Source organism: Pseudoalteromonas sp. Z1A2 (assembly GCF_011378755.1).
GTDB lineage: Bacteria > Pseudomonadota > Gammaproteobacteria > Enterobacterales > Alteromonadaceae > Pseudoalteromonas > Pseudoalteromonas distincta.
Genome location: NZ_WTKX01000003.1, coordinates 143,914 through 168,931, shown reverse-complemented (window position 1 = coordinate 168,931; position 25,018 = coordinate 143,914). Strand labels below are relative to the sequence as shown.

Annotated in this window: 26 protein-coding genes; 18 read left to right on the top strand and 8 right to left on the bottom strand. The window is 39.0% G+C overall.

Going from position 1 to position 25,018, the window contains the following annotated elements:
- The 4 genes from GQR47_RS03705 to GQR47_RS03690 form a co-directional block, all read right to left on the bottom strand.
- Positions 1-837 carry a mechanosensitive ion channel family protein gene (locus tag GQR47_RS03705; protein WP_165723568.1) on the bottom strand — a complete coding sequence of 279 codons (837 nt, stop codon included), beginning with the start codon at positions 835-837 and terminating at the stop codon, positions 1-3.
- 38 nt (positions 838-875) lie between these two features.
- The gene (locus GQR47_RS03700) at positions 876-1,619 is read right to left on the bottom strand and encodes an LrgB family protein (protein ID WP_165723567.1); all 744 of its coding nucleotides are present in this window, start codon (positions 1,617-1,619) and stop codon (positions 876-878) included.
- Positions 1,612-1,965 (bottom strand): CidA/LrgA family protein, encoded by a 354-nt coding sequence (locus GQR47_RS03695; RefSeq protein WP_010553207.1) that lies wholly within the window; start codon positions 1,963-1,965, stop codon positions 1,612-1,614. The genes GQR47_RS03700 and GQR47_RS03695 overlap by 8 nt, the downstream gene beginning before the upstream one ends.
- 71 nt (positions 1,966-2,036) lie before the next feature.
- Positions 2,037-2,828, bottom strand: coding sequence for a crotonase/enoyl-CoA hydratase family protein (locus GQR47_RS03690; protein WP_024603617.1), 792 nt, complete (start codon positions 2,826-2,828; stop codon positions 2,037-2,039).
- Between the two features lie 367 nt (positions 2,829-3,195).
- Here GQR47_RS03690 and GQR47_RS03685 point away from each other — a divergent pair, with 367 nt between their 5' ends.
- Genes GQR47_RS03685 through GQR47_RS03675 form a run of 3 tightly spaced genes read left to right on the top strand, consistent with a single transcriptional unit; the run spans position 3,196 to position 4,879 of the window.
- Positions 3,196-3,516: an HI1450 family dsDNA-mimic protein gene (locus tag GQR47_RS03685; protein ID WP_002958729.1), complete on the top strand. Its 321-nt coding sequence runs from the start codon at positions 3,196-3,198 to the stop codon at positions 3,514-3,516.
- A 42-nt stretch (positions 3,517-3,558) separates the two neighbouring features.
- Complete coding sequence (locus GQR47_RS03680; RefSeq protein WP_024597159.1) at positions 3,559-4,371, top strand: DUF481 domain-containing protein; 813 nt, start codon at positions 3,559-3,561, stop codon at positions 4,369-4,371.
- Positions 4,372-4,396: 25 nt separating this feature from the next.
- Entirely contained in the window at positions 4,397-4,879 is a 483-nt protein-coding gene (locus tag GQR47_RS03675; RefSeq protein WP_165723566.1) for a hypothetical protein, read from the top strand.
- A 41-nt stretch (positions 4,880-4,920) separates the two neighbouring features.
- On the opposite strand, the gene GQR47_RS03670 is transcribed toward GQR47_RS03675, so the two are convergent.
- Both GQR47_RS03670 and GQR47_RS03665 read right to left on the bottom strand, forming a co-directional pair.
- A complete protein-coding gene (locus tag GQR47_RS03670; RefSeq protein WP_002958726.1) occupies positions 4,921-5,406 on the bottom strand; it encodes a peptidylprolyl isomerase in 486 nt (161 codons plus the stop codon).
- Positions 5,407-5,418: 12 nt separating this feature from the next.
- A complete protein-coding gene (locus GQR47_RS03665; RefSeq protein ID WP_002958725.1) occupies positions 5,419-6,330 on the bottom strand; it encodes a folate-binding protein YgfZ in 912 nt (303 codons plus the stop codon).
- Between the two features lie 164 nt (positions 6,331-6,494).
- Between GQR47_RS03665 and GQR47_RS03660 the strand changes: the two genes are divergently transcribed.
- Entirely contained in the window at positions 6,495-6,746 is a 252-nt protein-coding gene (locus GQR47_RS03660) for a succinate dehydrogenase assembly factor 2 (protein WP_002958724.1), read from the top strand.
- 55 nt (positions 6,747-6,801) lie between these two features.
- Positions 6,802-7,158, top strand: coding sequence for a hypothetical protein (locus GQR47_RS20430; protein WP_024604708.1), 357 nt, complete (start codon positions 6,802-6,804; stop codon positions 7,156-7,158).
- Here the strand turns inward: GQR47_RS20430 and nadB are convergent.
- Positions 7,133-8,743, bottom strand: a complete 1,611-nt coding sequence (gene nadB / locus GQR47_RS03655) for an L-aspartate oxidase (RefSeq protein ID WP_002958722.1) — start codon at positions 8,741-8,743, stop codon at positions 7,133-7,135. The two genes, GQR47_RS20430 and nadB, sit on opposite strands and share 26 nt — an antisense overlap.
- A 245-nt stretch (positions 8,744-8,988) precedes the next feature.
- On the opposite strand from nadB, the gene rpoE reads away from it, so the two are divergent.
- The 10 genes from rpoE (at position 8,989) to pdxJ (ending at position 17,698) form a co-directional block, all read left to right on the top strand.
- The gene (gene rpoE / locus GQR47_RS03650; protein ID WP_002958721.1) at positions 8,989-9,570 is read left to right on the top strand and encodes an RNA polymerase sigma factor RpoE; all 582 of its coding nucleotides are present in this window, start codon (positions 8,989-8,991) and stop codon (positions 9,568-9,570) included.
- A 1-nt stretch (position 9,571) separates the two neighbouring features.
- The gene (locus GQR47_RS03645; protein WP_165723565.1) at positions 9,572-10,189 is read left to right on the top strand and encodes an RseA family anti-sigma factor; all 618 of its coding nucleotides are present in this window, start codon (positions 9,572-9,574) and stop codon (positions 10,187-10,189) included.
- 4 nt (positions 10,190-10,193) lie between these two features.
- Positions 10,194-11,144 carry a MucB/RseB C-terminal domain-containing protein gene (locus GQR47_RS03640; protein ID WP_024594972.1) on the top strand — a complete coding sequence of 317 codons (951 nt, stop codon included), beginning with the start codon at positions 10,194-10,196 and terminating at the stop codon, positions 11,142-11,144.
- 20 nt (positions 11,145-11,164) lie between these two features.
- A complete protein-coding gene (locus GQR47_RS03635; RefSeq protein ID WP_024594973.1) occupies positions 11,165-11,614 on the top strand; it encodes a SoxR reducing system RseC family protein in 450 nt (149 codons plus the stop codon).
- Between the two features lie 275 nt (positions 11,615-11,889).
- The gene (gene lepA, locus GQR47_RS03630; protein WP_002958717.1) at positions 11,890-13,677 is read left to right on the top strand and encodes a translation elongation factor 4; all 1,788 of its coding nucleotides are present in this window, start codon (positions 11,890-11,892) and stop codon (positions 13,675-13,677) included.
- Between the two features lie 16 nt (positions 13,678-13,693).
- Positions 13,694-14,629, top strand: a complete 936-nt coding sequence (lepB, locus tag GQR47_RS03625; RefSeq protein WP_002958716.1) for a signal peptidase I — start codon at positions 13,694-13,696, stop codon at positions 14,627-14,629.
- Between the two features lie 2 nt (positions 14,630-14,631).
- On the top strand, positions 14,632-15,309 hold the full coding sequence (rnc, locus tag GQR47_RS03620; protein ID WP_002958715.1) for a ribonuclease III: 678 nt from the start codon (positions 14,632-14,634) through the stop codon (positions 15,307-15,309).
- Positions 15,299-16,231: a GTPase Era gene (gene era, locus GQR47_RS03615; RefSeq protein WP_002958714.1), complete on the top strand. Its 933-nt coding sequence runs from the start codon at positions 15,299-15,301 to the stop codon at positions 16,229-16,231. Before rnc ends, era begins: the two co-directional genes overlap by 11 nt.
- Before the next feature lie 20 nt (positions 16,232-16,251).
- Complete coding sequence (gene recO, locus GQR47_RS03610) at positions 16,252-16,944, top strand: DNA repair protein RecO (RefSeq protein WP_002958713.1); 693 nt, start codon at positions 16,252-16,254, stop codon at positions 16,942-16,944.
- Between the two features lie 22 nt (positions 16,945-16,966).
- Positions 16,967-17,698 carry a pyridoxine 5'-phosphate synthase gene (gene pdxJ, locus GQR47_RS03605; RefSeq protein ID WP_002958712.1) on the top strand — a complete coding sequence of 244 codons (732 nt, stop codon included), beginning with the start codon at positions 16,967-16,969 and terminating at the stop codon, positions 17,696-17,698.
- Positions 17,699-17,778: 80 nt separating this feature from the next.
- Here the strand turns inward: pdxJ and barA are convergent, their stop codons facing one another.
- A complete protein-coding gene (barA, locus tag GQR47_RS03600) occupies positions 17,779-20,553 on the bottom strand; it encodes a two-component sensor histidine kinase BarA (protein WP_024594975.1) in 2,775 nt (924 codons plus the stop codon).
- Between the two features lie 109 nt (positions 20,554-20,662).
- Here barA and rlmD point away from each other — a divergent pair, with 109 nt between their 5' ends.
- Genes rlmD through mazG form a run of 3 tightly spaced genes read left to right on the top strand, consistent with a single transcriptional unit; the run spans position 20,663 to position 24,953 of the window.
- Positions 20,663-21,988, top strand: coding sequence for a 23S rRNA (uracil(1939)-C(5))-methyltransferase RlmD (rlmD, locus tag GQR47_RS03595; protein ID WP_024594976.1), 1,326 nt, complete (start codon positions 20,663-20,665; stop codon positions 21,986-21,988).
- Between the two features lie 8 nt (positions 21,989-21,996).
- Positions 21,997-24,153 carry a GTP diphosphokinase gene (gene relA, locus GQR47_RS03590; RefSeq protein ID WP_024594977.1) on the top strand — a complete coding sequence of 719 codons (2,157 nt, stop codon included), beginning with the start codon at positions 21,997-21,999 and terminating at the stop codon, positions 24,151-24,153.
- 2 nt (positions 24,154-24,155) lie between these two features.
- Positions 24,156-24,953 (top strand): nucleoside triphosphate pyrophosphohydrolase, encoded by a 798-nt coding sequence (mazG, locus tag GQR47_RS03585; RefSeq protein ID WP_024594978.1) that lies wholly within the window; start codon positions 24,156-24,158, stop codon positions 24,951-24,953.
- Positions 24,954-25,018 lie beyond the last annotated feature (65 nt).

Sequence of the window (25,018 nt, the reverse complement as noted above, 5' to 3'; positions counted from 1 at the left end):
TTAGCTTTCTAGGTCGGCTTTGTTAATTGTAATGACGCGTTGAGGGAATGGAATTTCAATATCAGCGTTATTAATTGCTTTATAAACACCACCGTTAATAGCCAGTTTGGTTTCGATAATTTTAGTAGTAGGCACCCAATATCGGTAGCTTATTGTAACACCGCTATCGGCGAAGCGTTCAATACCCACTTGTGATGACGGATTTTGTGCGACTAATTCATGTGCTTTAAGTACGTCTTCAATGAGGCTAATCGCGTTATCAGAGCATGCACTATAAGCTATATCTATTTCACCTTTGACCAATGAGTAACTAAATGAGTTATGAAGTATTTCACCCACTATGTGCTTATTTGGAATGGTGATTTCTACTTTTTCTTCATTGATTAAAATAGTGTAGCCAAGCTCAATTGTTTTAACTTGGCCGCTTACATTTTTAACTTCAATAGTATCACCAACAACAAAAGGTCGCGTGGCTATAATGGCAAGGCCTGCACCATAATTAGAAAGCATTCCTTGCAGCGCTAAACCAGCACCTAAAGATGCAGCACCAATGGCTGCTACAAATGGTGTAACGCTGATACCTATTTTGCCAAGTGCAATAATTATAACCATTACAATGAGTAGTACTTTTACCACGCTACTGACAAAGTTAGTGAGCGTAATGTCAACATTATGGCGGGTCATTAACGCGGCTACAAATTTGGCAAGCTTTTGTGCTATCCACAAACCAATGAGGACGATAAAAATAGCGCCAACAATTTGCATACTGTAGGTAACCATATACTCAGTAAGCATGGTGTAATATTTTTCAAACTGTTCGATTTCAGAACTGATCATAAAGCGCTCTAAGTTAGGGCTATGTTGTATTTTTCCAACTATAGCAAAATGTTGAATAAAAATGGATATAACAGCGGCACTATAATCGCTGTTAATAAAGCACTTAGTGCCATTGCAACTGATGAGTAAGCGCCTACTTTTGGATGCTCAGCAATAGCAGCAGCGGTCCCAATTGCATGGCAAGCTGTGCCCATGGCAACGCCTTGAGATTCGTGATTAAAAATATTAATGAGTTTAAAAAGCATAAAACCAAATAAAGCGCCTAGTAAACCAATAAAAATAACTAAAGCCGCAGCAAGTGAGCTAATCCCTCCTAACGAGTCAGTAACAATTAAAGATATTGGGGTCGTCACACTGAGTGCGGCAACAGATGCACTTAGCTGTGCAGGTGCGTTAAATAATATGCTTAGCAAAAATGCCACAACGGTTGCGTTAACAATGCCTAAGCTACATGTTGCGACTATGAGTAATAGATTTTTTCGTACGTGTGTAAACTGCTGATATAAAGGAAGCGCTAGAGCCACAATTGCGGGCTCTAATAACCAGCTTAGTAATTTGCTGTGCGTGGCAAATTGCGTATAAGGCAAGTTTAGATTAACGAGTAATAAAGCAATAATACTAATACTTAAAAATACGGGGTTGGTGAGCGATTTAAATACGCTGTTTTTTATACTTTGGTTTACGGCCCTTAGTGCTAAAAATAATACAATAATAAAAGGAATACTTAGCCACCATAAATTAGGCTGTAGCTCTGAAATAGCGGAAAAAGTAAAATTAGTCATTATTTTCTCTTCCCTTAAAGTACGCAATTACACTGCTAACAAGCAATAAGGTAGTTATAGGGACAAGCACCACAACTGATGCTAAAAATGCCCAGTGCGATTTTATAAGACCGAGATGCTCAATAAATCCCACACCCGCTGGAATGAAAAAGATAGGCATAATATTTAAAATAGGGGAGGCGCATGGTTTTACATGTTGCTCTTTTACAATACCCGATAAGAGTAAAACTAATAAAATAACCATAGCGAGTAACGGCGCAGGAAAGCTTCCACCAATAAAGTGCATAATGAGTTTAGCGCAGGCTAAACATAGTAAAATAATAGCGCTACTGAGCAGATATTTCATCAAAGTGGCTCACAGAAAAGATAAGAGCTTAACTTTAACAAATCAAACTCTTTTATGCATTGTGCAATAGTCTACCAGTGCTTTGTATTTGCGTAGGTTATATCCGCTTTTCCTTTTGCTTTAGCAATTGCTTTTTTAGTGTTTGGGTTTAGCAATAAGCGAATTTGGCTGAAGGTTTCTTTAGCGAGTATTTTTCGTTGGTTTGGTTTATAGCTAAGTTGTGTAACACGTTTAATAGCAGCAAGCGTATCGGGTGAGCGCTCAAGTAATGTATTGAGCATGTTTTGCGTGGCTTGTTGAGTATCATCGGTAAGCTGAGTAACCAAACCTAGCTCATTCGCTTGTTGTGCTGTGATTGGGTTTGCGTGGCTTGCAAGCCAAAGTGCTTGGTCACGCTTAACTAAACCGCTCATCATTACATTGGCGCCCATATCGGGGCACAACCCCCAGCGTGCTTCCATAATGGCAAGTTTGGCATCAATATGAACAATCCTGTAATCTGCTCCCAAAGCTATTTGTAAACCACCCCCTAAACAGTTGCCATCAATTTGTGCAATAACGGGCACACTCAGTGACTGCCAGCCTAATACTACTTTTTGCGCTAAGTTTTGATTGCCAGGTAACCATTTAAGCAATAATTTTATAATATTCAATGGTGCCGCCATTACGGCTGATATATCAAGCCCTGCACAAAAATGTTCGCCATCGCCTTTTATTACTACAGCACGAATACTGCGGTCTCTTTTTATGTTTTTAATGGCTTTGTTTAGTTCTACAAACATTTCAAAGCTTAATGCGTTTTGTTTTTTTGCTCTGCTAAGCGTGACGGTTGCAATGCCATTTTGTTTTTCTAGTTTTATCATTACACACTCCTCTGACCTGTTAGTTGAGCTTATGTTGTTATAAGAATTAAGTAAAGTGACGGTATTTTTTAAATAAATGGAATTTATTGCTAAAGCTGTAGTCTTAAAGGGTTAGATTTAGATGAGAAAAAGCTAAACAATTAGAACTTGAGATAATAAAATTTTTTACGTTGTTATTTTAAGCTTAAATTAAAAAAGTAATCTTGATATTCAATGGGTTAGTTAAATTGTTATTTATTGTTTGAGCTGCATGCTGAATAAAGCATGACTCAGTTACAAAAAAGTCAGTGTTTTACGCTTTTTTTTATCAAAATGATGATGAGATTTGATAATATAGCGCAACTTAAAAGCTTAAGGTTAAGCACATATGTCGGGTCCACGTTTATATACGGTAGAAGAAGCTACTCACCAAGCTTATGATATTTTTTTAGAGCTAGCGCCAAATAACTTGAGTGATAAAGATGTTGAAGACTTTAATGAGTTTAGAGAAGACCTAGGCTTTATTGAAGAAGACGAGCCAGACGATCAGTGGCAAGATTTTGTTGCCCTTGAGATAGAGCCAGAGCACTTTATTCAGGTGCTAGTTGGTTTAGAATTTGAAAATGATGATGTTTTGTTTGCTAAAATTTTGATTAGTCGTGATAAAGATGCTCCGTTTTGTCATATTTTATGGAAAGAGAGTGAATAAGCAATACCGCTTATTTTTATAATTGTGTGCAGAGAGAGTGTTGTGCGTAAGTATTTATTTTTAATTTTTTTAATAATTAGCTGCCCAAGTTGGGCTGTTGATCCATTTGAAGATTTTCATGAATATGGCAAGCTCTCTGATGAAGAAATTCATGAGTTACACAAAGGTGATATGCTTTACGGTGATACTGAATTTGGTTTTATTCTAAGTAAAGGTAACACCAATTCGACCAGTTTTAAGCTCAAAGGTAATTTATACCAAGATTTTGAAAAGTGGCGTAACCAATTTAAAATAGACTCTCTTTATAAGCGTGATGAAAACGATGAAAGCGGTGGCACTGATGTTACAGCTAATCGTATTTTTGTATCAGCGCAAGGTAACTATAAAGTAGGTGTTAAAAACTCCTCATTTTTTATTTACGGTGATTACGAAGAAGATGAATTTAGTGGACTTGATTTTAAAAGCACGGTGGCGACAGGCTATGGTGCGCGTGTATATCAAGGCTCTAAAAACAAAGTAGATATTGATATAGGACCCGGTTTATACCGTTCAGTCGCCGATGAAGATTCGGATGTGAGCGAAGATGAAATTGATAAAACCGGTTATTTAGTACGTGTTGCAATGCAGTGGGAACGCTTGGTTTCTAAGCGCACTCGTTTTAATCAAGATGTGAGTATAGAGCAGTCGCTTTCAGGTCTTAATTCTCGCTTAAAATCGGAAACCGCACTGATAAGCCAAGTGATTGGCGCGGTATCACTCAAATTTACCTACATGTATCGTTATAACTCAAAACCCGAAGATGATAAACTCAAGTTTGACTCAGAGCTGAGTGCTACATTGGTATACAGCTTTTAAGTATTTATTTAATTTAGAGAATATTATGTATCAGCATAAACAGTATGCGGTGTTTATCTTTTTTGTATTAGCGTGGATTGGCGGTTTTGTGGCGCTTGCGTGGAACTTGTTAGGCGCTGATGGACCTTTAATAATATTTACTGGGATTTTAGTGCTGGTGGGCTTTTTGTTCCATGGCCTAACAGTAAAAGTAGATGATAAAAATATTAGCTGGGCGTTTGGTCCAGGTGTTGCTGGGCAAAGTATTGAGCTTAGCGAAGTAGTAGAAGCAAAAGCAGTTCAAAACTCATACAGGCACGGTATTGGTATGCGAATTACTCACGATGGTTGGGTGTATACAGTATCTGGCTTTAGTGCAATACAGTTAACGCTCAAAGATGGCACCTTGTATAGAGTTGGTACAAACGATCAAAAAGGTTTACTAGCTGCTTTAAAAGAAAAAAACGTATCAATCGCGCTGCCTAGTAAGCCAAAAGCTGAAACGGTAAAGCGTAACAATATGATATAAAAAAAGCGCCTTAGGCGCTTTTTTATCTGTTTAGCAGTGCATTAGTGGTCGTGGCCACACCCACCTTCGCCATGTACGTGGCCGTGAGTTAATTCATCTTCTGTAGCATCACGTACTTCTAGTATTTCTACATCAAAGTTAAGTGTTATACCTGCAAGTGGGTTATTACCATCTACAATCACTTCTTCATCTTGGATATCGATGATCATTACTGATTGGTCACCATCATCTGTTGATGCACGAAATTGCATGCCAACTTCAATTTCCATACCTTCAAACATTGATTTAGGTACTGCTTGCATTAGGTTTTCGTGGCGCTCGCCGTAACCTTCTTCAGGTTCAACCTTTACGCTAAGCGTGTCGCCTGGTTGCTTACCCAGCAAAGCATTTTCTAGGCCTGAAATTAAATAGCCTGTGCCAATGATAAAGTGTAGTGGCTCACCACCGAACGAGTTATCAATGCTATTGCCATCATTATCCATTACTGAATAATGCATTTTTACCACTTTGTTTGCCGCAACGATCATAGTCATTCCTATTTATTCATCTTCAAGAGAGTAGGGTAGAGGCAGAATGCTTAGCTCCACCTGAGGTGTGTGTTTTGCACGAAGTACCTGAGTTACATCAGTATCGTTTGGCAACACAACGAGGCCTGTTAATTTATTTGTTTGCTCATCAAAGCTTTGTGCAATAAGTTTACCTGCACGGCGCCAATTTTCGCCTAATTGGGTTTCTAAATCAGGCTCTGAAAGAATGCCTTCGCTTTGCCCTGAAACGATATACATTGCACGTTTATTTTTACCAAGGTACTTCATACGGGCTACGGTTTCTTGACCTGTATAACACCCTTTTTTGAAACTTATACCGCCAATAGCATGTAGGTTTACCATTTGAGGAACGTACTCGCCAATTGCATCTGCACTTAGCTGAGGCTCACCGGCAAGCATCGCTGCTTGTTGCCAAGGGGCTTCGTTATCAAGTGTGGATACGTTATCAGGCATGCTAAATTGGTTATCAACCATTATTAAAACACGGTTATCAGCTAATTTTAGCGCTTTACCATTCGTAAAATCACACGCGCTTGCATCGCCTTCAAAGCTAATATCAAGTTGTGCCAGTACATCCGATAAATCATCACCAATTAAACCAATTAAACGCTTTGAGCATTCAGTAATATCAACTTTTGCAAATACAGCGTATTTTTTAAGTTCAGCTAATGATTTTTCAACTTCAGCTTGGCTACCCGCAAGGTAGTAGCTATCTTGGTAAGAAAATAATTTAAATACACCCCAAAGTTTACCTTTGGCGCTGCAATGGCCAGCCCACAAATAATTACTGCTGGTTAATTTATTTAGATCTTGAGTGATTTGTCCGTGCAAATAAGATAATTTATCAGCACCGCAGAGGCTAATAAGTTGATGAGATAACGGACATGCATAAACGCTCGACATAAAAACCTTCTTTGCAATATAAATGAAGTGACATAATAACGCAGTTGTTACGTATGGTACAGACAAGCGCTTATTGGTGCGGGTTTATTATTTAATGAGAGATTAATAGCTGCTAAATAGGCTTGTGTTTGTTAAACTCGAGTCAATTAAGTATGAGGTTTAAAATGGTTGAAATTCATAGTAAAGCACGTATTCGTTGGGCTTGTCGTCGTGGCATGTTAGAGCTAGATGTTTTGTTTATGCCGTTTGTAGAAGAAGCATACGACTCTTTGAGCGCAGAGCAACAGGCTATCTTTCAGCGTTTGCTAACAGAAGAAGACCCTGACTTATTTGCATGGTTTATGGGTCATGAAGAATGTAAAGACGAGCAGTTAAACGGTATGGTTTCGCTGATCTTAGACCGAGTTCGTGTATAGGTTTACGGTTACAAATAATAAAGCTGACCACAAACCAATTGTGGTCTTTTTTTGTATGCTCAGTTTTATATTATGTTTATTTTTAGATTCACTATTAGCTATGCTTTTTTGTTTAATAATAAATGCACTAGCTGGCTTGATAATGTGGCGCAAAGTATTAGCAATTCACCCAAATGAGGGAATTATAATATTAGAACCAAAGTTATTTAGATTTGAGGGCGAGAGCTTAAAAATTCAGGGTGAAATAAGTAACAAAAGCCGATTTTATGGTAATAATATATGGCTTCATATTAAAGGTTTTAGTAACAACCATTGGCTTATAATTTCAGCCAATGGCGTTAATGAGCAAAGTTATGCGCGTCTAAAACGTGCCACTGTCGGCGCAATTAATTGCGTTTTGGAGTCAAAATAGTCGGCGTTGGGTTTTCACTTTGTTCAGGGTAATCAATAGTGTAATGCAAGCCTCTGCTTTCTTTTCGCTCCATAGCACTTCTAATAATAAGCTCTGATACTTGCACTAAATTACGAAGCTCAAGTAAGTTGTTACTTACTCTAAAGTTTGCATAGTAATCGTGTATTTCTTGCTGTAGCAACTCAACTCTATGCAGTGCTCGTTCTAAGCGTTTAGTAGAGCGTACAATACCTACATAATCCCACATAAATAAACGTAGTTCATGCCAGTTATGGGTAATAACAATTTCTTCATCTGAGTTACTAACACGGCTCTCATCCCAATGAGGAAGCGCCATCGGCTCTGGTGCATGTTCAATTTTACTTAAAATATCTTTAGCTGCAGCGTGAGCAAATACAATGCACTCTAATAGTGAATTACTTGCCATACGGTTTGCACCATGTAAGCCTGTGTAAGCAACTTCACCTACAGCATATAAGTTATCGAGATCTGTTTTGCCGTTAAAGTCAGTCATTACACCACCACAGGTGTAATGCGCAGCAGGCACAACTGGGATTGCTTCTTTCGTTATATCGAGGCCTACACTTAAGCATTTTGCGTAAATAGTAGGAAAGTGCTCAATAATAAAGTCTTTATCTTTGTGGCTAATATCTAAATAAACACAATTAGCGCCTAAGCGCTTCATTTCAAAATCGATTGCGCGTGCCACTATATCGCGTGGAGCAAGCTCTTCACGGCTATCAAAGTCTTTCATAAAACGAGTGCCATCTGGGCGTTTTAAATAAGCCCCTTCACCGCGCATGGCTTCGGTAATTAAAAAGTTTTGTAGCTCTGGATGATAAAGACTTGTTGGATGAAATTGATTAAATTCCATGTTGGCAACTTTACAACCTGCACGCCAAGCCATTGCAATACCATCACCACTTGATACGTCTGGATTAGATGTATATAAATACACTTTACTTGCACCACCGGTTGCAAGAGCAACAAATTTAGCTGAAATGGTTTCTACCTTTTTAGCTTTTTTGTTCCACACATACATGCCTTCAATGTGTGAGCCTGTTTTTCCGGCGCTTTTATCTGTGATTAAATCTATGGCGTTGTATTGCTCTAAAAGCGTTATATTTTTATGAATTTTAACTTGGCTGATAAGTGTTGTTTGCACCGCTTTGCCTGTTGCATCGGCTGCATGCAATATACGGCGATGGCTGTGACCACCTTCACGTGTTAAATGAAAACGCTCTTTTCCTTTGCTATCAAACTCCATATCAAAGGGTACGCCTTGGTCGATTAACCACTGTAGGCAATCGTGAGCATTGCTGGCGGTATAATGAACAGCGTCTCTATCGCATAAACCGCCGCCTGCATCGAGAGTATCTTCAACATGAGATTCTATGCTGTCGTTTTGTTTATCAAATACAGCAGCTATACCGCCTTGGGCATACAAAGTAGAACCTTCGGTAAGCGCTCCTTTACTGATCACGGTAACGTTACAATAATTAGCAAGAGATAATGCAAGTGATAAGCCTGCTGCGCCGCTACCTATAATAGCGACATCTGCAATGTGATGTTTATTTTGGTTCATGTCAGAGGTACTTTGCGGTTACAATGCTCATATAGAGCAATATTTGTTTTTAATATCTGTAGTTGTATCATATTTGTCATACTACTACGTAGTGATTTTAAAGGCTTAGCGCCGTTATTATCATCTATTTTATAAAAAAATAATATTAAGCAGAACTTTTTATTCATAAAGAGGTCAGAGTATTTGTGAACAATGACGACAATATGAATAACAAGCAAAAATCAGACATAGGAGTACCGGCTCGAATGAGCGAGCAGGAATTAGATTTAGTGCTAGTAAAAAGGGTCCAGCAAGGAGATAAAAACGCCTTCAACCTATTAGTAAAGAAGTATCAAAACAAAATTGCAGGTTTGATCTCACGTTATGTATCTAACCAAGGCGATATTGCTGATGTAGCACAAGAAGCTTTTATTAAAGCTTACCGTGCACTTCCTAACTTTAGAGGTGACAGCGCCTTTTACACGTGGTTATACCGTATTGCCGTTAATTGTGCTAAAAATTACTTAGTAGCCCAGGGGCGTAAGCCGCCAGCAAATGATATAGACGCTGAAGATGCCGAGTTTTATGATTGTGCAGATTCAATGCGATCGAATGCATCTCCTGAAAACCTACTTTTAAGCGAAGAAGTACGCGCTGTTATTTTTAATACGATTGATAGTTTGCCTGAAGATCTTAAAACCGCAATCACCCTTAGAGAAATAGAAGGGATGAGCTATGAAGAAATAGCAGTGGTAATGGATTGCCCAGTCGGGACTGTGCGTTCGCGTATATTTCGTGCCCGTGAAGCAATAGATAACAAATTAAACCCATTAATAGGCGAGTCTTAGTATGACAAAAGCACACCTTAACAAGTTAGATAACGAAGCGTTATCGGCATTACTTGATGGCGAGCAACATCTAACTGATGCAAAAATTGCAGAGCAAGATGTAACTACGTTTGGCCGTTATGCGTTAATTGGTGATGCGATGCGTGCTCAAAAAAATAATAACGACATACATATTGATATTAGCGATCGCGTTGCATTAGCACTAGAAAGCGAGCCTGTTTATGCTGACTTTAGTCAGTCAAAAACACAGCCTCAAGCAATGACTGAAACAGTACAAGATAATAAAGTAGTCGCTTTTAATTGGCGCAAACCAGTTGCCCAATTAGCTATTGCAGCAAGTGTAGCGATGTTTGCTATTGTGGGCGTTAATACGCTTCCTCAAAGTAACAATGAGCAGCAAAGTGAAATTCCATTACTGCAAACCACACCGCTAGCAGGTATGGCCTCGCCAGTAAGTTATTCGTCTGAGCCTGCGCTTGAAAATGCTGAGCAAGGTTTACGTGAACTACAGCAACAGCGTATTGGTGCGTTAGTTCTTGAGCATCAACGCCAAGCACGAGTTGCGAATTCTTTAGAAACAGCGCAAACTAATACCAAAGCGTCTGAGGAAAAAAACTAATTAAATGAAAGTAATCACTTTTGTTCTGTCGTTGGTAGTAAGCTTTAATGCATTTGCCAACGACACAAATCCTGCCAAAGATTTATTACTCAAAATGGCTAATGCCGTTCACACCCGTAATTTTGACGCTTCGTTTGTGGTTGTCAAAGGTAAAACAATGGAACCTTACCGATGGGTGCATGCTTTACAAGGTGACACCGAACTTGAGCATTTAAGTTTACTTAACGGTGCTGGGCTTGAAATGGTCCGTATCGATAATCAAGTTACTTATTTTGAACCTCAGTCTGAACCATATTCTCTAAAAACAGATTCAATAGCAGGTCCAATCCCTGAAGTACTTTTTAAAGATATAGATCGCTTAAGTGCGCACTATGATTTTGTACTAGGCGGAAAAGGGCGTATTGCAGGGCGTGCAGCGCAACTTGTTCGCATTGAATCTAAAGACGAGTATAAATATAATTACTGGATTTGGTTGGATATGGAATCGTCGTTGTTACTAAAAGCCGCGTACGTTAACCATGAAGGTGAAGCCTTAGAGCAGTTACAGCTTACACATATTAGTGTGACAGAGCAGCCAGCCGGTATGCTAGTTGAAGTGCTCAATCGAAACTTTCCAACGCCTTTGCCAAACAATGCACTTATAAATGAAGATAGTACTGCCACTAATTGGAAAATCAGTTGGTTACCAGATGGCTTTGAGTTGCTAAAATCAGACAGACATAAGCTCGATTTAAATAACGAATTAACTGATTATTACTTGTTCTCTGATGGTTTTGTTGAGGTTTCTGTATTTATTCAGCGCCCATTACCAGGTAAGCGTTTAAGTGGAGCACTCACTTCTGGTGCAACGACAGTATATGTGCATAATGGCGGTAATTTTGATGTATCGGTTGTTGGTAATGTACCGAGTATGACCGCAAAAGCGATTGCAGAGTCAGTTACCCGCGCACTATAGACGATTCCGTAAGGATTGTTATGATTGAACAAACCCTCACTGTTGTGGCCCTCGATGGCCACATTGCTCATTTAGAAGCACAGCAAAAACAAGCTTGTGAAGGCTGCAATGGTCGTTGCGGCTCACAAGTGTTTAGTAAATTATTTGGCACTGCAAAAAAAACCTTTCCTTATAAATTTGAATCCTCAGTAGAAATAGGGCAAAAGGTCACTTTGTCACTAGATGATAGTCATGTCGTTAAGCATGCTTTTGCGGTTTACATGCTACCGCTCCTTTTGAGTCTTGTTTTTGCATTTGTTGCGGCGCAATTGTTTATAGCTTCCGAAGGCTGGCAGATTTTAGCTGCTGCTCTAGGTGGTGTTACTGGCTTTTTTATAGCTAAAACTCGCGTGAAATCTCTAAAGCACGATATAAAAGTTATAAAAATTCACCCAATTAGTATCCCTTTAACTCAAATAGATGGTGATTGACGCCAATTAAATGTAAAATTGCCGTTTTATACCAAAGTAACTTGGAAATACAGGGAATCGTGGTTTTTTAAATTATTTTATCTGGCTGAATTATTTAAGTTAAGTAAATATAACTTATTGTTATTCAATACATAAAATGGTTGTAACCCATCTTAAAAAGCGTAAGTACAGTTTGTTATATACAAATTTAGCTTATGGCATCCTAAAGCAAGTATTTTCAAGTCACTTAGGTATTCATATTTAGTCCATTAAAATAGAAGTATAGAATCCAGTTTATGAAGCATATCCGTAATTTTTCGATCATCGCCCATATTGACCATGGTAAATCGACCCTTTCAGATCGTTTGATCCAAGTTTGTGGCGGTTTAACCGACCGTGAAATGCAAAAACAAGTTTTGGATTCAATGGATATTGAGCGCGAACGTGGTATTACCATTAAAGCGCAAAGTGTAACGTTGAATTACAAAGCGAACGACGGCGAAACCTACCAACTTAATTTCATTGATACTCCAGGACACGTTGATTTTACGTATGAAGTTTCACGATCTTTAGCTGCTTGTGAAGGCGCGTTGCTTGTTGTTGATGCAGGCCAAGGCGTTGAAGCACAAACACTAGCTAACTGTTACACCGCTATTGAAATGGAATTAGAAGTAATTCCAGTACTTAATAAAATCGATTTACCGCAAGCGGATCCTTTACGTGTTGCAGAAGAAATTGAAGAGATTATTGGTATTGATGCCCTTGATGCAGTGCAGTGTAGCGCTAAAACAGGTGTAGGTATTGCCGAAGTTCTTGAAATGATCGTTAAAGATGTACCGCCGCCAGTAGGCGACAAAGATGCACCTTTACAAGCACTTATTATCGATTCTTGGTTTGACCCATACCAAGGCGTTGTATCACTAGTGCGTATTAAGCACGGTGAATTACGCACTGGCGACAAAATAAAAATAATGTCGAACGAGCATATACATACTGCTGACCAAGTAGGTGTGTTCACTCCTAAGCAAACCAACACCGGTATTTTAAGAACAGGTGAAGTAGGGTTTGTTATTGCTGGTATTAAAGAGATACATGGTGCGCCAGTAGGTGACACTATTACTCATCAAAAAAATGCAGCTCCACTTCGCTTACCTGGCTTTCAAAAAATTAAGCCTCAGGTTTATGCGGGTATGTTCCCAATTGCATCAGATGAGTATGAATCGTTCCGTGATGCACTTAATAAATTAAGCTTAAACGATGCGTCGTTATTCTTTGAACCAGAGAATTCAACTGCACTTGGCTTTGGTTTCCGCTGTGGCTTTTTAGGTATGCTACACATGGAAATCATTCAAGAGCGTTTAGAGCGTGAATACGATATTGATTTAATTACAACAGCACCTACGGTAATCTATGAGATAGTTACTAAAGAAGGTACATTTCAGATTGATAATCCATCTGATTTACCTGCAGTAAACGATATTGTAGAGATTCGAGAGCCGATTGTTGAAGCTAATATTTTGGTACCACAAGAATACCTAGGTAACGTTATTACTTTGTGTATTGAAAAACGTGGTAGCCAAACAAAAATGACTTATCACGGAAAGCAAGTAGCTGTAACGTACGAGCTACCTATGGCTGAAGTGGTGATGGATTTCTTTGATAAATTAAAATCAACTAGCCGTGGTTTTGCGTCGCTTGATTATAACTTTAAACACTTTCAAACATCAGATATGGTGCGTGTTGATATTTTAATCAATGGTGAGCGCGTTGACGCACTTGCGATAATTGTTCACAGAGATGGTGCACAGTCTCGTGGTCGCCAGTTAGCTGATGCGTTAAAAGAGCTTATCCCACGTCAAATGTTTGATATAGCGATTCAAGCTGCTATCGGACAACATGTTATTGCCCGTACCACGGTAAAACAATTACGTAAAAACGTAATTGCTAAGTGTTACGGTGGTGATGTGAGCCGTAAGAAAAAGCTACTTAAAAAGCAAAAAGATGGTAAAAAACGTATGAAGCAAGTAGGTAATGTTGAAGTGCCTCAAGAAGCGTTTTTAGCTATTTTAAAAGTTGGCAAATAAAAACAAAGGATTATAAATGGCTGGTTATTTTTCAGTTTTATTGGTGTTATTAACTTTAGGCTCAGGCTTAATATGGTTAATAGATCACTTAATGTATGCACCTAAAAGACAGGAGCGCTTAGCGATAGCGCAAACGTCTGCTGGAGCTCCGTTAGATGAAGAAACGGCGGCATTAATTGCACCAGAACCAGTACTAACAGAAACAGCAAAGTCGATTTTCCCGATGATTGCAGCAATTACTATTTTTAGATCATTTATCTTTGAACCGTTTCAAATTCCATCCGGTTCAATGATGCCTACATTATTAGTAGGTGATTTTATTTTAGTACAAAAGTATTCATATGGAATAAAAGACCCTGTTTGGCGTACTCAATTAGTTGATATTGGGCAGCCTGAGCGTGGTGATATTGTTGTTTTTAAATACCCTTTAGATGAAAATGTTGACTATATTAAACGTACAATTGGTTTACCTGGCGATAAAATTGTTTATCGCGATAAACGTTTATATATTCAGCCAAATTGTAAAGAAGGCGAAACCCAGCAGGGTGAGCTTTTATGTAATGAATTCAATAAAATTGATTTTAAACTAATTAATGATAACGAATTTAAACAAGGCCCAATGCCTCTAGCTCGTGTAAATGAAAATTTAACAACAGTTACGCATGATATATTAATCAACCCACAAGCGCCTGAGAGAAAAGGGCGTTACTACCAGCAACCGGGCACGCCTTCTGATGAATGGACTGTTCCTGCTGATCATTATTTTATGATGGGTGATAACCGCGACAACAGCCAAGATGGTCGCTTTTGGGGCTTTGTACCAAAAGAAAACTTGGTGGGTAAAGCTGTCTTTATATGGATGAGTTTTGAATTTGAGAATGGCCCTGATGATATTTTACCAGGATGGGTTCCAACTGGTGTTCGCTTTGAGCGCCTAGGTAATATTCAGTAACGATGAAAAAAAATGTAACAGAATTATATAAAAAAATTGGCTATGAATTTGCCGATCAAGGTTTACTTGAGCAAGCAATGACGCACCGCAGCCACAAAGGCCAGCATAATGAGCGACTAGAATTTTTAGGCGACTCTATTTTAAGCTTTGTGATTGCCAATGCACTTTATGCCAAATTTCCTAAAGCGCGTGAAGGCGATTTAAGCCGCATGCGCTCAACGCTTGTGCGTGGTCAAACACTTGCCGAATTTGGTCTTGAATTTGGCCTAGGCGATTATTTACGCTTAGGGCCGGGCGAGCTTAAAAGTGGCGGATTCCGTCGCGAGTCAACGCTTGCTGATGCAGTAGAAGCTATTATTGGCGCTGCATTTTTAGATTCAGGTATTGATAGCTGTGGCGATCTTATATTGTCATGGTACGAATCACGATTAGATGCTATTTCACCAGGGCTTAACCAAAAAGATCCGAAGACCCTGCTGCAAGAGTATTTACAAGCCCGTAAATTATCTTTACCGGGTTACACTGTGGTTGATACCAAAGGCCAAGCACACAATCAAACATTCACGGTCGAATGTATTGTTGATGGAATGGATAGCATAATTTCTGTAGGTAGCTCGCGCCGTAAAGCCGAACAAAAAGCTGCTGAAAAAGCATTGAAGATACTTAAAAATGAACCTTGATACCCTAATACAGCCTCATGAAGGTGATGTAGATACGTTTTGTGGAATGGTTGCTATTGTAGGGCGCCCAAACGTAGGTAAGTCGACTTTGCTTAATGAAATTATTGAGCAAAAAGTGAGTATTACCTCACGTAAACCACAAACCACGCGTCATCGTATTATGGGTATTCATACCGAAGGTAAACACCAAGCGGTATACATAGATACACCAGGTCTACACGTTGAAGAAAAACGTGCGATTAACCGTTTAATGAACCGTGCCGCGTCTAGTTCTATCGGCGATGTTGAGCTTATTATTTTTGTAGTTGAGGGCACTCATTGGAATGCCGATGACGACATGGTACTTAATAAAGTATCGCAAAGTGGTAAGCCGGTATTATTGGTTATTAATAAAATAGACCAAGTTAAAGACCGTGACCTTGTGTTGCCTCATATGAAGTGGTTAAGTGACAAGTTTGATTTTGTTGGAATTATGCCAGTATCGGCAACGCAAGGTAAAAATGTTGATTTAATCAAAGCAGAAGTAACTAAACGCTTACCTCCTTGCGAATTTTACTTTCCAGAAGATTATGTAACTGACCGTTCAATGCGCTTTATGGCAGCTGAAGTAATTCGTGAAAAACTAATGCGTTTTATGGGCGAAGAATTGCCGTATTCTGTAACTGTTGAAATTGAGCAGTTTAAATGGCAAGACAACGGTATTTGGCATATCAACGGGTTAATTCTTGTTGAGCGCGAAACACAAAAACGCATGGTTATTGGTAATAAAGGCGAAAAGCTAAAAACCATTGGCCGTGAAGCCCGTAAAGACATAGAAGAAATGCTTGATAACAAAGTGTTTTTAGAGCTTTGGGTTAAAGTTAAGTCGGGTTGGGCTGACGATGAACGTGCACTAAGAAGCTTAGGTTACAGTGAAGACTAGACCAAGCAGTAGCTTAGTGAATGGATAGCGACTTCTACACCGCGTATTTATTACATCGGCGTCCTTATAGTGACTCCCAAGTAATGTTAGATATGCTTGTAGAAGGCGTTGGTCAGTTAAGAATGCTGGCCCGAATTAGTGGTCGCCAGGCCACTAAACATAAAGCACAACTTCAGCCGTTTCAGGCACTGCTTGTTAATTACAGTGGCAAGTACGATTTAAAATATATCAATAAGTTTGAACTGCATGGGAACTCGCACTTTTTAAAAGGTGATGAGCTTTATTGTGGTTTTTATTTAAATGAGCTTACAAATCGTATCGTTCCTGTTAACGAGCCAATTGAACAAGTATTTGAGCTATATAAAACTCATCTATCAAACCTAAACAGCGGGGCTAATTTACAAGAGGTGCTTCGCTCATACGAGTTTCAACTATTGGAATTACTCGGTTATGGCGTGGATTTTAGTTTTGACGCCAGTGGTGAACCAATAGATGAAAAGCAGACGTATAGTTATTTCCCCGAACTTGGTTTTTTAGTACAAGAAGATACACGTTCTGGATTTAGTGGCAAACAACTCAACGCCATAGCAAATCATGACTTTAGCCAAAATGATGTGCTATATATGGCAAAGCAATTAAGTCGCTATTTATTAAAACCCTTATTAGGTAGTAAACCATTAAAAAGCCGCGAGCTATTTATGGCCTCTCAATAAACGTAATTTTACAGGTAAGAAAATGAAAGATATTCTTTTGGGTGTAAACGTAGATCATATTGCAACACTTCGCCAAGCGCGTGGAACAAGCTATCCAGATCCAGCTCATGCAGCCAGTGTAGCAGAGCATGCAGGCGCAGACGGTATTACGATTCACTTACGTGAAGACAGACGCCATATTCAAGATCGCGACGTTTATGTAATGGCTAAAACCATTCAAACTCGTATGAATCTTGAAACCGCTGTTACCGATGAAATGATAAAAATAGCGCTTGAAGTAAAACCTGAGTACGTGTGTTTAGTACCTGAAAAGCGCGAAGAATTAACAACCGAAGGTGGCTTAGACGTAGCCGGTAATATAGATAAAATTAAAGCAGCAACAAAAACGCTTACCGAAGCGGGTATTAAAGTATCGCTATTTATTGATGCAGATAAAGCACAGTTAGATGCAGCCAAAGAATGTGGTGCTCCTTATGTAGAAATACACACAGGCGCGTACGCTGATGCAACAAATGATACTGATTTACACAAAGAGTTAGAGCACATTCGTGAAGGTGTAAAATACGCAGCAAGCTTAGGTTTGATTGTTAACGCTGGCCATGGTCTTCATTATCATAACGTGAAACCAATCGCTGCAATGCCTGAGATTTATGAGCTAAATATTGGTCACGCTATTATTGCTCGTGCAGCGATAGATGGGCTTGATAAAGCCGTACGTGACATGAAACGATTAATGATTGAAGCAAGAATGTAAGATAAGCAAACATAAGCATTTAAAAAGCTTAATTAAAAAACGCGGTAAATACCGCGTTTTTTGTATCTAAAATTCAAAGCTTATCTTTGCAGTTCGGTCACACTTGCATCTGCAAGTAGGTTTTCAAGCTCATCTTGTAACTCAAATAATTCAGGTTCAATATTCTCTAACAAGCATTTATTTTTAAGCGATGTTTCGATTGTTTCTGCGAGTGATTTAAGTTTAGGTACACCAGTGTAACAACATGCACCATGAAACTTATGGACAATACTTAACACTTGCTGGCAATCGTTACTCTCTATTGCTTTAGCAAGTAATGTAAGGGTCTCAGGGACACTTAAAAGTAGCATGTTAAGCATCTCTAGCGCTAACTCGCTCTTTCCGCCAGCACGCTGCAGGGCTTGTGCCCAATCAATTCTACTACTTTGAAATGGTGCAGGACTTTGTGGTGTATCTGTCTTAGCTTTGTCACGATTAACAGGAGTCTGTGGACTATGGTCGCTAATAATTTGTTTAAGCATATCTTCATCAATAGGCTTAGTTAAATAGCCTTTAAAGCCATCTTTTAGTAGTTGCTCTTTTTCGCTTTGAAGGGCGTGTGCCGTTACAGCGATAATGGGTGTGTCTTCATTAAGTGATGATTCTTGTATAAGCTTACATGCGGTTATACCGTCCATAATTGGCATTTGTATATCCATAAAAATTATGTCGTATTTATGACTTTTACTTAAACTGTATGCCTGTGAACCATTATGAGCCGTTTCTATTACTTCAATCTGTTCACTTAACAAAGTATGGAGAAGTTTTAAATTAGCATCGTTATCATCAACAACCAATACTTTTAACGGCAGTAGAGCTTGATCGTTTTGTTCAATATTATGAGTCGGGTGGTCAAGTCTGTAAGGTGCTGCAAGTACTTCACATAACTTACGGTGATTAAGTGGCTTACTTAAACATGCATCAGCTCCGCTGCCTATAAAGGCTTCTCGCATATTGTGCGATACAGTATTAAGCATTAAATATAAGTAATCAGTAGATTCACGCACGGCTTTTACATAGCTTTTTAGTTGCTGCATATCATCAACTGATGCCATATGGCCAATTAAGCAAACGTCATATTTATGTTCAGTATTTTTTATAGCGTCTAAAAAGCTAGTTTCGTTAAAGCATGCCGTAACGTTTGATTCCCACTGGGTTAATAACGAAAGTACGGCATGGTGCGTATGCTCATGTGGCTCTAAATATAAGATACGCTTACCAATGAGCGATTTAGTCGGTAAGTCATTTGTAAATACGTGATTTGGCAAACTAAACACACTATTGAATGTAAAGCAGGTACCGTTACCAGGCGCAGAATTTAACGTTATACGACCACTCATTGCTTCAACAATATGCTTGGTAATAATAAGACCAAGGCCTGTACCACCAAACTTACGTGTAATGCTTGAGTCTGCTTGCCCAAATGGAGTGAATAAAGAGTCTTGCTTATCCATAGGTATACCCACGCCAGTATCTGTTACTGACACAAGTAAAGAAGTGCGTTCGTCGTCGAGTAACCGATGACTTATGTCGACCTTAATAGAGCCTTTTTCGGTAAATTTAATCGCATTACTTAACAGGTTTATTAAGACTTGTTTAAAGCGAGTGGGATCGCCTGTTAAGTCATCCGGTACTTGTTGGTTAATGTAAATGGATAGCTCTAATTGCTTATCGTGTGCGCTAGGAGCGAGTAGTGTCATTACTTCATTTACAGCATCACGAAGTTGAAACTGAATCGACTCAAGCTCCATTGCCCCCGCTTCTAGTTTGGAGAAGTCTAAAATGTCGCTAATAATAGTCATTAAACTATTTGCTGAGAGCATAATAGTGTCGAGGTAATCTTTTTGATGTTTATTCAGCGGTGTTTTATAAAGCTGGCGTGTAAATCCAATAACACCGTTTAACGGAGTACGAAGCTCGTGACTCATTTTAGCTAAAAAGTCTGATTTTACACGGTTAGCATCTTGCGCTTCTTTTTTTGCAAACGAGAGCTCTATATTTGACGTTTCGTATTGCTCTAGTGTTTCGCGGTAGTCGCTTGTTGCTTGATCAATATTTTTTTGCATTTCATCTTTTTGCATCACCATAGTGTGAGCAATGGTGTTTAAGCCTTCTCGAAGTAACTCAAACTCACCAATCATGTTGTCGTTAAGGCCAGTACTTCTTTTACCTTCAACTAACTTGTCGGTTGCAAGTACTAACTTATTAAGCGGCGTCATAAACATGCGGCTCAACTTTAAAGCTAAAATAGCTGCAAACACCAATGATAAAATAATTACAATACCGCTAATTAATAAAGCTCTTTGTTGACCTATAACAGCTTGGTCTTTATTTAGCTGTATAATAACGGTGCCCAGAGATGACTGAAAAGCCGACGGGTCCCATTTAGAATCGTGACTAGTATGGTTAATAATGGGTGTGAAAAATGTAACAAGCTCATCTGACTTTTGCACATGGGTGGTTTTTAAATTTATGAGCGTTTTTTGACTAATTAACTTTTCAAATGAGCGGTGATAATTACTGGTCATTAATAGCGCATTATTTTTATCAAAAATTGCAATCGACTTAATTGTAGGGGAGTGCTTGTTATGTGTGTAGCTTATAAGGCGATTCAATAGCTGTTTGTTTTTTTCGAGCATGGGTTGCTCAAGCGCAATAGCAAGGGGCTCAGAAATAGTAGTGCCTTGCTGATATAAAATTTCATCAAGCTCAATGTAACGATTTATTGTAAAATAGCCACCAAGTAGTAATCCTATGATCACCGTTGGGATCAGGGTCAGTGTTAAAACAGAATCGCGTAAGCCTAATTTGGTCATAATGAGAGCGTTTTATCGTTATTAGTATGACTTGAGTATATACGGTTCAACACGCATTCTAAAGCATCTAAATATAGGTGCTTCATAAATAAAGTTAAGGTAATGCCTAATGGCGCAAATTTTTAAAGCGAAAAAAAAACCGTTAAAGCAACAAACACTAGAATTGACTATAACGGGAATGGATCATCAAGGGCGTGGCATTGCTAAACATAACAATAAAGTATGTTTTGTAAGCGGTGCATTACCAAACGAAACAGTCAAAGCAACACTCGTCGAAGATAAAGCTAAATACAGCAGTGCAAAAGTAATTAAAGTTATTAAAGCGAGTGAATCAAGAGTAGATGCTTTTTGTGAGCACTATAATCAGTGTGGTGGTTGCCAATTACAGCATTTAGAAGAAAGCCAACAAGTTGTAGAAAAACAAACTGCAGTTACTCAGTTATTTAGTAAGTTTGCTAAATTAAACAGCTTAAACTGGCAAGCCCCATTATTAAGTAAACCTGTGCATTACAGACGCAGCGCTCGTATAGCTGTTATGTTTGATAAAGCAGCTAAAAAAATGCGCGTGGGTTACAGAGCAAGTGGCTCAAAAAATATTGTGAGTATTAATAAATGTGCAGTACTTGATGAAGTATTTACAGATGTTTTTACACTTTTTGATGATTTAATTAATCAACACAAAGCACTGCACAGTATAAGCCATTTACAGTTATGCCAAAGTGATAAACAAAACTTTGTTGTTATTCGTCACACTAAAGCAATTAATGATGATACAAAGGCTTTGGTTGAGCACATAACAAAAAGCCAGCAGTTTAAAATTGTATGGCAAAGCGAGAGCGATGCAATAGAACATTCACACTTAGCCATGCCATTTTATTATCTTAAAGAATTTGATCTAAAATTTGAATTTGGTTTAGGTAATTTTATTCAGGTAAATGCGCAAGTTAACGAAGCTATGTTAAAGCAAGCTGCAAATTGGCTTGATTTAAAAGGTGATGAAAATTTATTGGATTTATTTTGTGGGATTGGTAATTTCTCATTAGTGTTAGCAAAACAAGCAAAATCTGTAATTGGTGTAGAAGGTGTGACTTCAGCGGTTGCAATGGCTGCTCAAAATGCGCAAACTAACTCTATTACCAATGCGCAGTTTCATTGCTTTGATTTAACCCAAAGCATACAGAGCGCCCCATGGTTTAGCAAAAACTTAGATGTGCTTGTACTCGATCCTTCGAGGACTGGTGCTATGGCTGTATTAGAGGAATTACCTTTAAAGCAGTTTAAAACTATTTTATATGTCTCTTGTGACCCTGTTACTTTAGCCCGTGACAGCGCAATTATTTCACAAGCTGGCTTTGATCTTAATAAAATTGGGCTAATGAATATGTTTCCTCATACAGGGCATATTGAAACTATGGCGTTATTTCAACGGAGGTAGAACGCATTATGGTAGCTACACGACAATCACATCAACAAGATGAGACAACAGATTTTAGCACTCGGCTTTCATTTCTTGCCTTGTCTGAAGAAAAAACAGAGCTACTTACTAAAGCCCAAGCGCTCTGCGTAAAATGTGATAGTGAAAGCAGGCAAACTACTGCAATCGAAATGGTTGAAATTTTAGCTGAGCTAAATCTCGACCCCGAATCGTTAGCTACTGCGTATTTAACCCCGTATTTTTTAAACGACTTAATATCGCTTGAAACCATCGAAGAGCAGCTTGGGAATAACATTGCCATGCTGCTAACTGGGGTTGCACAAATGGCCACTATTAGTACTTTATCGCATCAAGGTAAAGGCACTATGCAAGTTGATAATATTCGAAAAATGTTATTAACCATGGTTGAAGATGTGCGCGCCGTGGTCATTAAGCTTGCCGAGCAGGTATGTCATTTACGCAATGTAAAAAATGCGGATGAAGAAGACCGCGTCATTGCCGCTAAAGAAACGGCTGATATTTTTGCACCATTGGCAAACAGATTAGGAATAGGGCAATTAAAATGGGAACTGGAAGATTTATCGTTTAGATATTTGCACCCAGGCACCTATAAAAGCATAGCCAAACAACTTGACGACAAACGTCTTACACGCGAAGCCTACATGGAAGATATGGTTGAGCAAGTAAAAAATCGTTTAAGTGAAGCGGGCATAGAGGCCCAGGTTTATGGCCGTCCTAAGCACATTTACAGCATTTATAAAAAAATGCAGCAAAAAAACTACGAGTTTGATCAGCTTTTTGATATTCGGGCAATGCGTATCGTCGTTGAACGCCTGCAAGACTGCTACGGTGCGCTGGGCATTGTGCACACCAATTGGCGTCATCTTAATAAAGAGTTTGACGACTATGTAGCAACCCCAAAACAAAACGGCTATCAGTCAATTCATACCGTGGTATTTGGACCTGAAGGTAAAACGGTAGAGATACAAATTCGTACCAGCGACATGCATCAAGATGCTGAGTTAGGGGTGGCTGCACACTGGATGTACAAAGAAGGTGCATTACCAGGGCGCGGTTCGGGTTATGAGCAAAAAATCAGCTGGTTGCGTAAGCTACTCCAATGGCAAGAAGAAGTGGTTGATGGTGGCGATTTAGCAGAAGAGCTTAAAAACCAAGTAGTAGAAGATCGCGTATACATATTTACCCCAAGCGGCGATATTATCGATTTACCACTTGGTGCTACACCGCTTGATTTTGCTTACTACATCCACTCAAATGTGGGGCATCGTTGTATTGGTGCAAAAATATTCGGCAAAATAGTGCCGTTTACGCATCAACTTACAACAGGAGATCAGGTAGAAATACTGACCCAAAAACAACCAAATCCAAGTCGTGATTGGTTAAACCCGTCATTAGGATACATTAAATCATCCCGTGCTAGAGCTAAAATCCACCACTGGTTTAAACAGCTCGACCGCGACAAAAACTTAAGTGCGGGGAAAGAAATTCTCGACAGTGAATTACAAAAGCTCAATTTAACATATAAAGATTTAGAGCCAGCCATTAAGCGTTTTAACTTTAAAGAGCTGGATGACTTAATGGTTGCGATTGGTGCGGGCGATGTTCGCCTCAATCAAATGCTTAACTTTGTAAGTGATCGGACAGAAGATGAGCCGGTTATTCGCATTAAAGCACCAAGTAAAGTAACTGGTGATAAAAACGGCATTGTGGTTGATGGTGTTGGCAGCCTAATGAGCCATGTAGCCAAGTGCTGTCGCCCAGTACCTGGCGATGAAATAATAGGTTATATAACCCAAGGTCGAGGAATAGGTGTTCATAAGGAAGACTGTGATTCGTTTAATAACTTAAAAAACCAGCATCCTGAGCGTGTTATTTCGGTAAGTTGGTCAGATGATATTAACGGCTCGTACGCACTAAGTATTAAAATAGAAGCCACCGATCGTTCAGGGTTGATACGCGATATAAGCTCAGTACTTGCTAACGAAAAAGTAAATGTTTTAAACATGAACGTAAATACGGTTGAAGATAATCAGTTAGCTATATTTACAATGCAAATAGAAGTACATGACTTATCGGGTACTAACCGTGTTCTTTCTAAATTACACCAAATTGAAGGTGTACATGATGCCAAGCGTGGTCATTAATCATGAATGATAATACAGCGCTTACACAACTTCTTAGCATAATGAAAACACTGCGAGATCCCAAGGGCGGTTGTCCGTGGGATCTCAAGCAAGATTTTAAATCTATTGTGCCGCATACGCTAGAAGAAGCGTACGAAGTTGCCGACTGTATTGAATCAGGCAACTTAGATGAGCTTAAAGGTGAATTGGGTGATTTGCTATTTCAAATAGTTTTTTATGCGCAACTTGCACAAGAGCAAAATCTATTTGATTTTAATGATCTAGTAGAGCAATTAAACGATAAGCTTACCCGTCGTCACCCGCATGTGTTTGGTGGAAAAAAAGAGCTAACAGACGATCAATTATCGCAGCAGTGGCAAGCAATCAAAGCACAGGAGCGAAGTGCTAGAGCGCAAACCGAATCCCCTTCTTTTTGGCAAGATATCCCTGGCAATATGCCAAGCTTAAGTAAAGCCAAAAAAATTCAACAACGCGTGGCTTCCCTTGGCTTTGATTGGCCAACGTATCATGGTGCACTAGATAAAGTGAGTGAAGAAGTGCTTGAAGTAAAAGAAGCGATTGAGCAAGACCCGCTATCTGATCATACAGCGGAAGAGCTCGGCGACTTACTTTTTGCCACTGTTAATGTTGTACGCCATGTTAAACGAGATCCCGAACAACTGCTTCGTAGCGCTAATGATAAGTTTTCAGCGCGTTTTGAAAAGGTAAACGCTTATTTGCATGCGCAAGGTAAAAGCTTAGATACAGCAACCTTTGAAGAGATGGATAGTGCGTGGGATGCGATTAAAAAAGTAAAATAGGCTTAATGTTAAATAGTGCACATTTTTTGTGCGCGTATTAGCTAATTTTAGCTGGATTGATAAGC

Bases quoted from the DNA above. Each gene is read 5' to 3' on its own strand.
- GQR47_RS03685 (WP_002958729.1), top strand. From the start codon at position 3,196: ATGTCGGGTCCACGTTTATATACGGTAGAAGAAGCTACTCACCAAGCT.
- GQR47_RS03670 (WP_002958726.1), bottom strand. From the start codon at position 5,406: ATGATCGTTGCGGCAAACAAAGTGGTAAAAATGCATTATTCAGTAATG.
- lepA (WP_002958717.1), top strand. From the start codon at position 11,890: ATGAAGCATATCCGTAATTTTTCGATCATCGCCCATATTGACCATGGT.
- rlmD (WP_024594976.1), top strand. From the start codon at position 20,663: ATGGCGCAAATTTTTAAAGCGAAAAAAAAACCGTTAAAGCAACAAACA.
- GQR47_RS20430 (WP_024604708.1), top strand. From the start codon at position 6,802: ATGCTCAGTTTTATATTATGTTTATTTTTAGATTCACTATTAGCTATG.
- pdxJ (WP_002958712.1), top strand. From the start codon at position 16,967: ATGAAAGATATTCTTTTGGGTGTAAACGTAGATCATATTGCAACACTT.
- GQR47_RS03660 (WP_002958724.1), top strand. From the start codon at position 6,495: ATGGTTGAAATTCATAGTAAAGCACGTATTCGTTGGGCTTGTCGTCGT.
- GQR47_RS03705 (WP_165723568.1), bottom strand. From the start codon at position 837: ATGATCAGTTCTGAAATCGAACAGTTTGAAAAATATTACACCATGCTT.
- GQR47_RS03695 (WP_010553207.1), bottom strand. From the start codon at position 1,965: ATGAAATATCTGCTCAGTAGCGCTATTATTTTACTATGTTTAGCCTGC.
- GQR47_RS03665 (WP_002958725.1), bottom strand. From the start codon at position 6,330: ATGTCGAGCGTTTATGCATGTCCGTTATCTCATCAACTTATTAGCCTC.
- lepB (WP_002958716.1), top strand. From the start codon at position 13,694: ATGGCTGGTTATTTTTCAGTTTTATTGGTGTTATTAACTTTAGGCTCA.
- nadB (WP_002958722.1), bottom strand. From the start codon at position 8,743: ATGAACCAAAATAAACATCACATTGCAGATGTCGCTATTATAGGTAGC.
- GQR47_RS03645 (WP_165723565.1), top strand. From the start codon at position 9,572: ATGACAAAAGCACACCTTAACAAGTTAGATAACGAAGCGTTATCGGCA.
- GQR47_RS03675 (WP_165723566.1), top strand. From the start codon at position 4,397: ATGTATCAGCATAAACAGTATGCGGTGTTTATCTTTTTTGTATTAGCG.
- GQR47_RS03635 (WP_024594973.1), top strand. From the start codon at position 11,165: ATGATTGAACAAACCCTCACTGTTGTGGCCCTCGATGGCCACATTGCT.
- barA (WP_024594975.1), bottom strand. From the start codon at position 20,553: ATGACCAAATTAGGCTTACGCGATTCTGTTTTAACACTGACCCTGATC.
- rnc (WP_002958715.1), top strand. From the start codon at position 14,632: ATGAAAAAAAATGTAACAGAATTATATAAAAAAATTGGCTATGAATTT.
- rpoE (WP_002958721.1), top strand. From the start codon at position 8,989: ATGAGCGAGCAGGAATTAGATTTAGTGCTAGTAAAAAGGGTCCAGCAA.
- GQR47_RS03700 (WP_165723567.1), bottom strand. From the start codon at position 1,619: ATGACTAATTTTACTTTTTCCGCTATTTCAGAGCTACAGCCTAATTTA.
- GQR47_RS03640 (WP_024594972.1), top strand. From the start codon at position 10,194: ATGAAAGTAATCACTTTTGTTCTGTCGTTGGTAGTAAGCTTTAATGCA.
- GQR47_RS03690 (WP_024603617.1), bottom strand. From the start codon at position 2,828: ATGATAAAACTAGAAAAACAAAATGGCATTGCAACCGTCACGCTTAGC.
- relA (WP_024594977.1), top strand. From the start codon at position 21,997: ATGGTAGCTACACGACAATCACATCAACAAGATGAGACAACAGATTTT.
- era (WP_002958714.1), top strand. From the start codon at position 15,299: ATGAACCTTGATACCCTAATACAGCCTCATGAAGGTGATGTAGATACG.
- mazG (WP_024594978.1), top strand. From the start codon at position 24,156: ATGAATGATAATACAGCGCTTACACAACTTCTTAGCATAATGAAAACA.
- recO (WP_002958713.1), top strand. From the start codon at position 16,252: ATGGATAGCGACTTCTACACCGCGTATTTATTACATCGGCGTCCTTAT.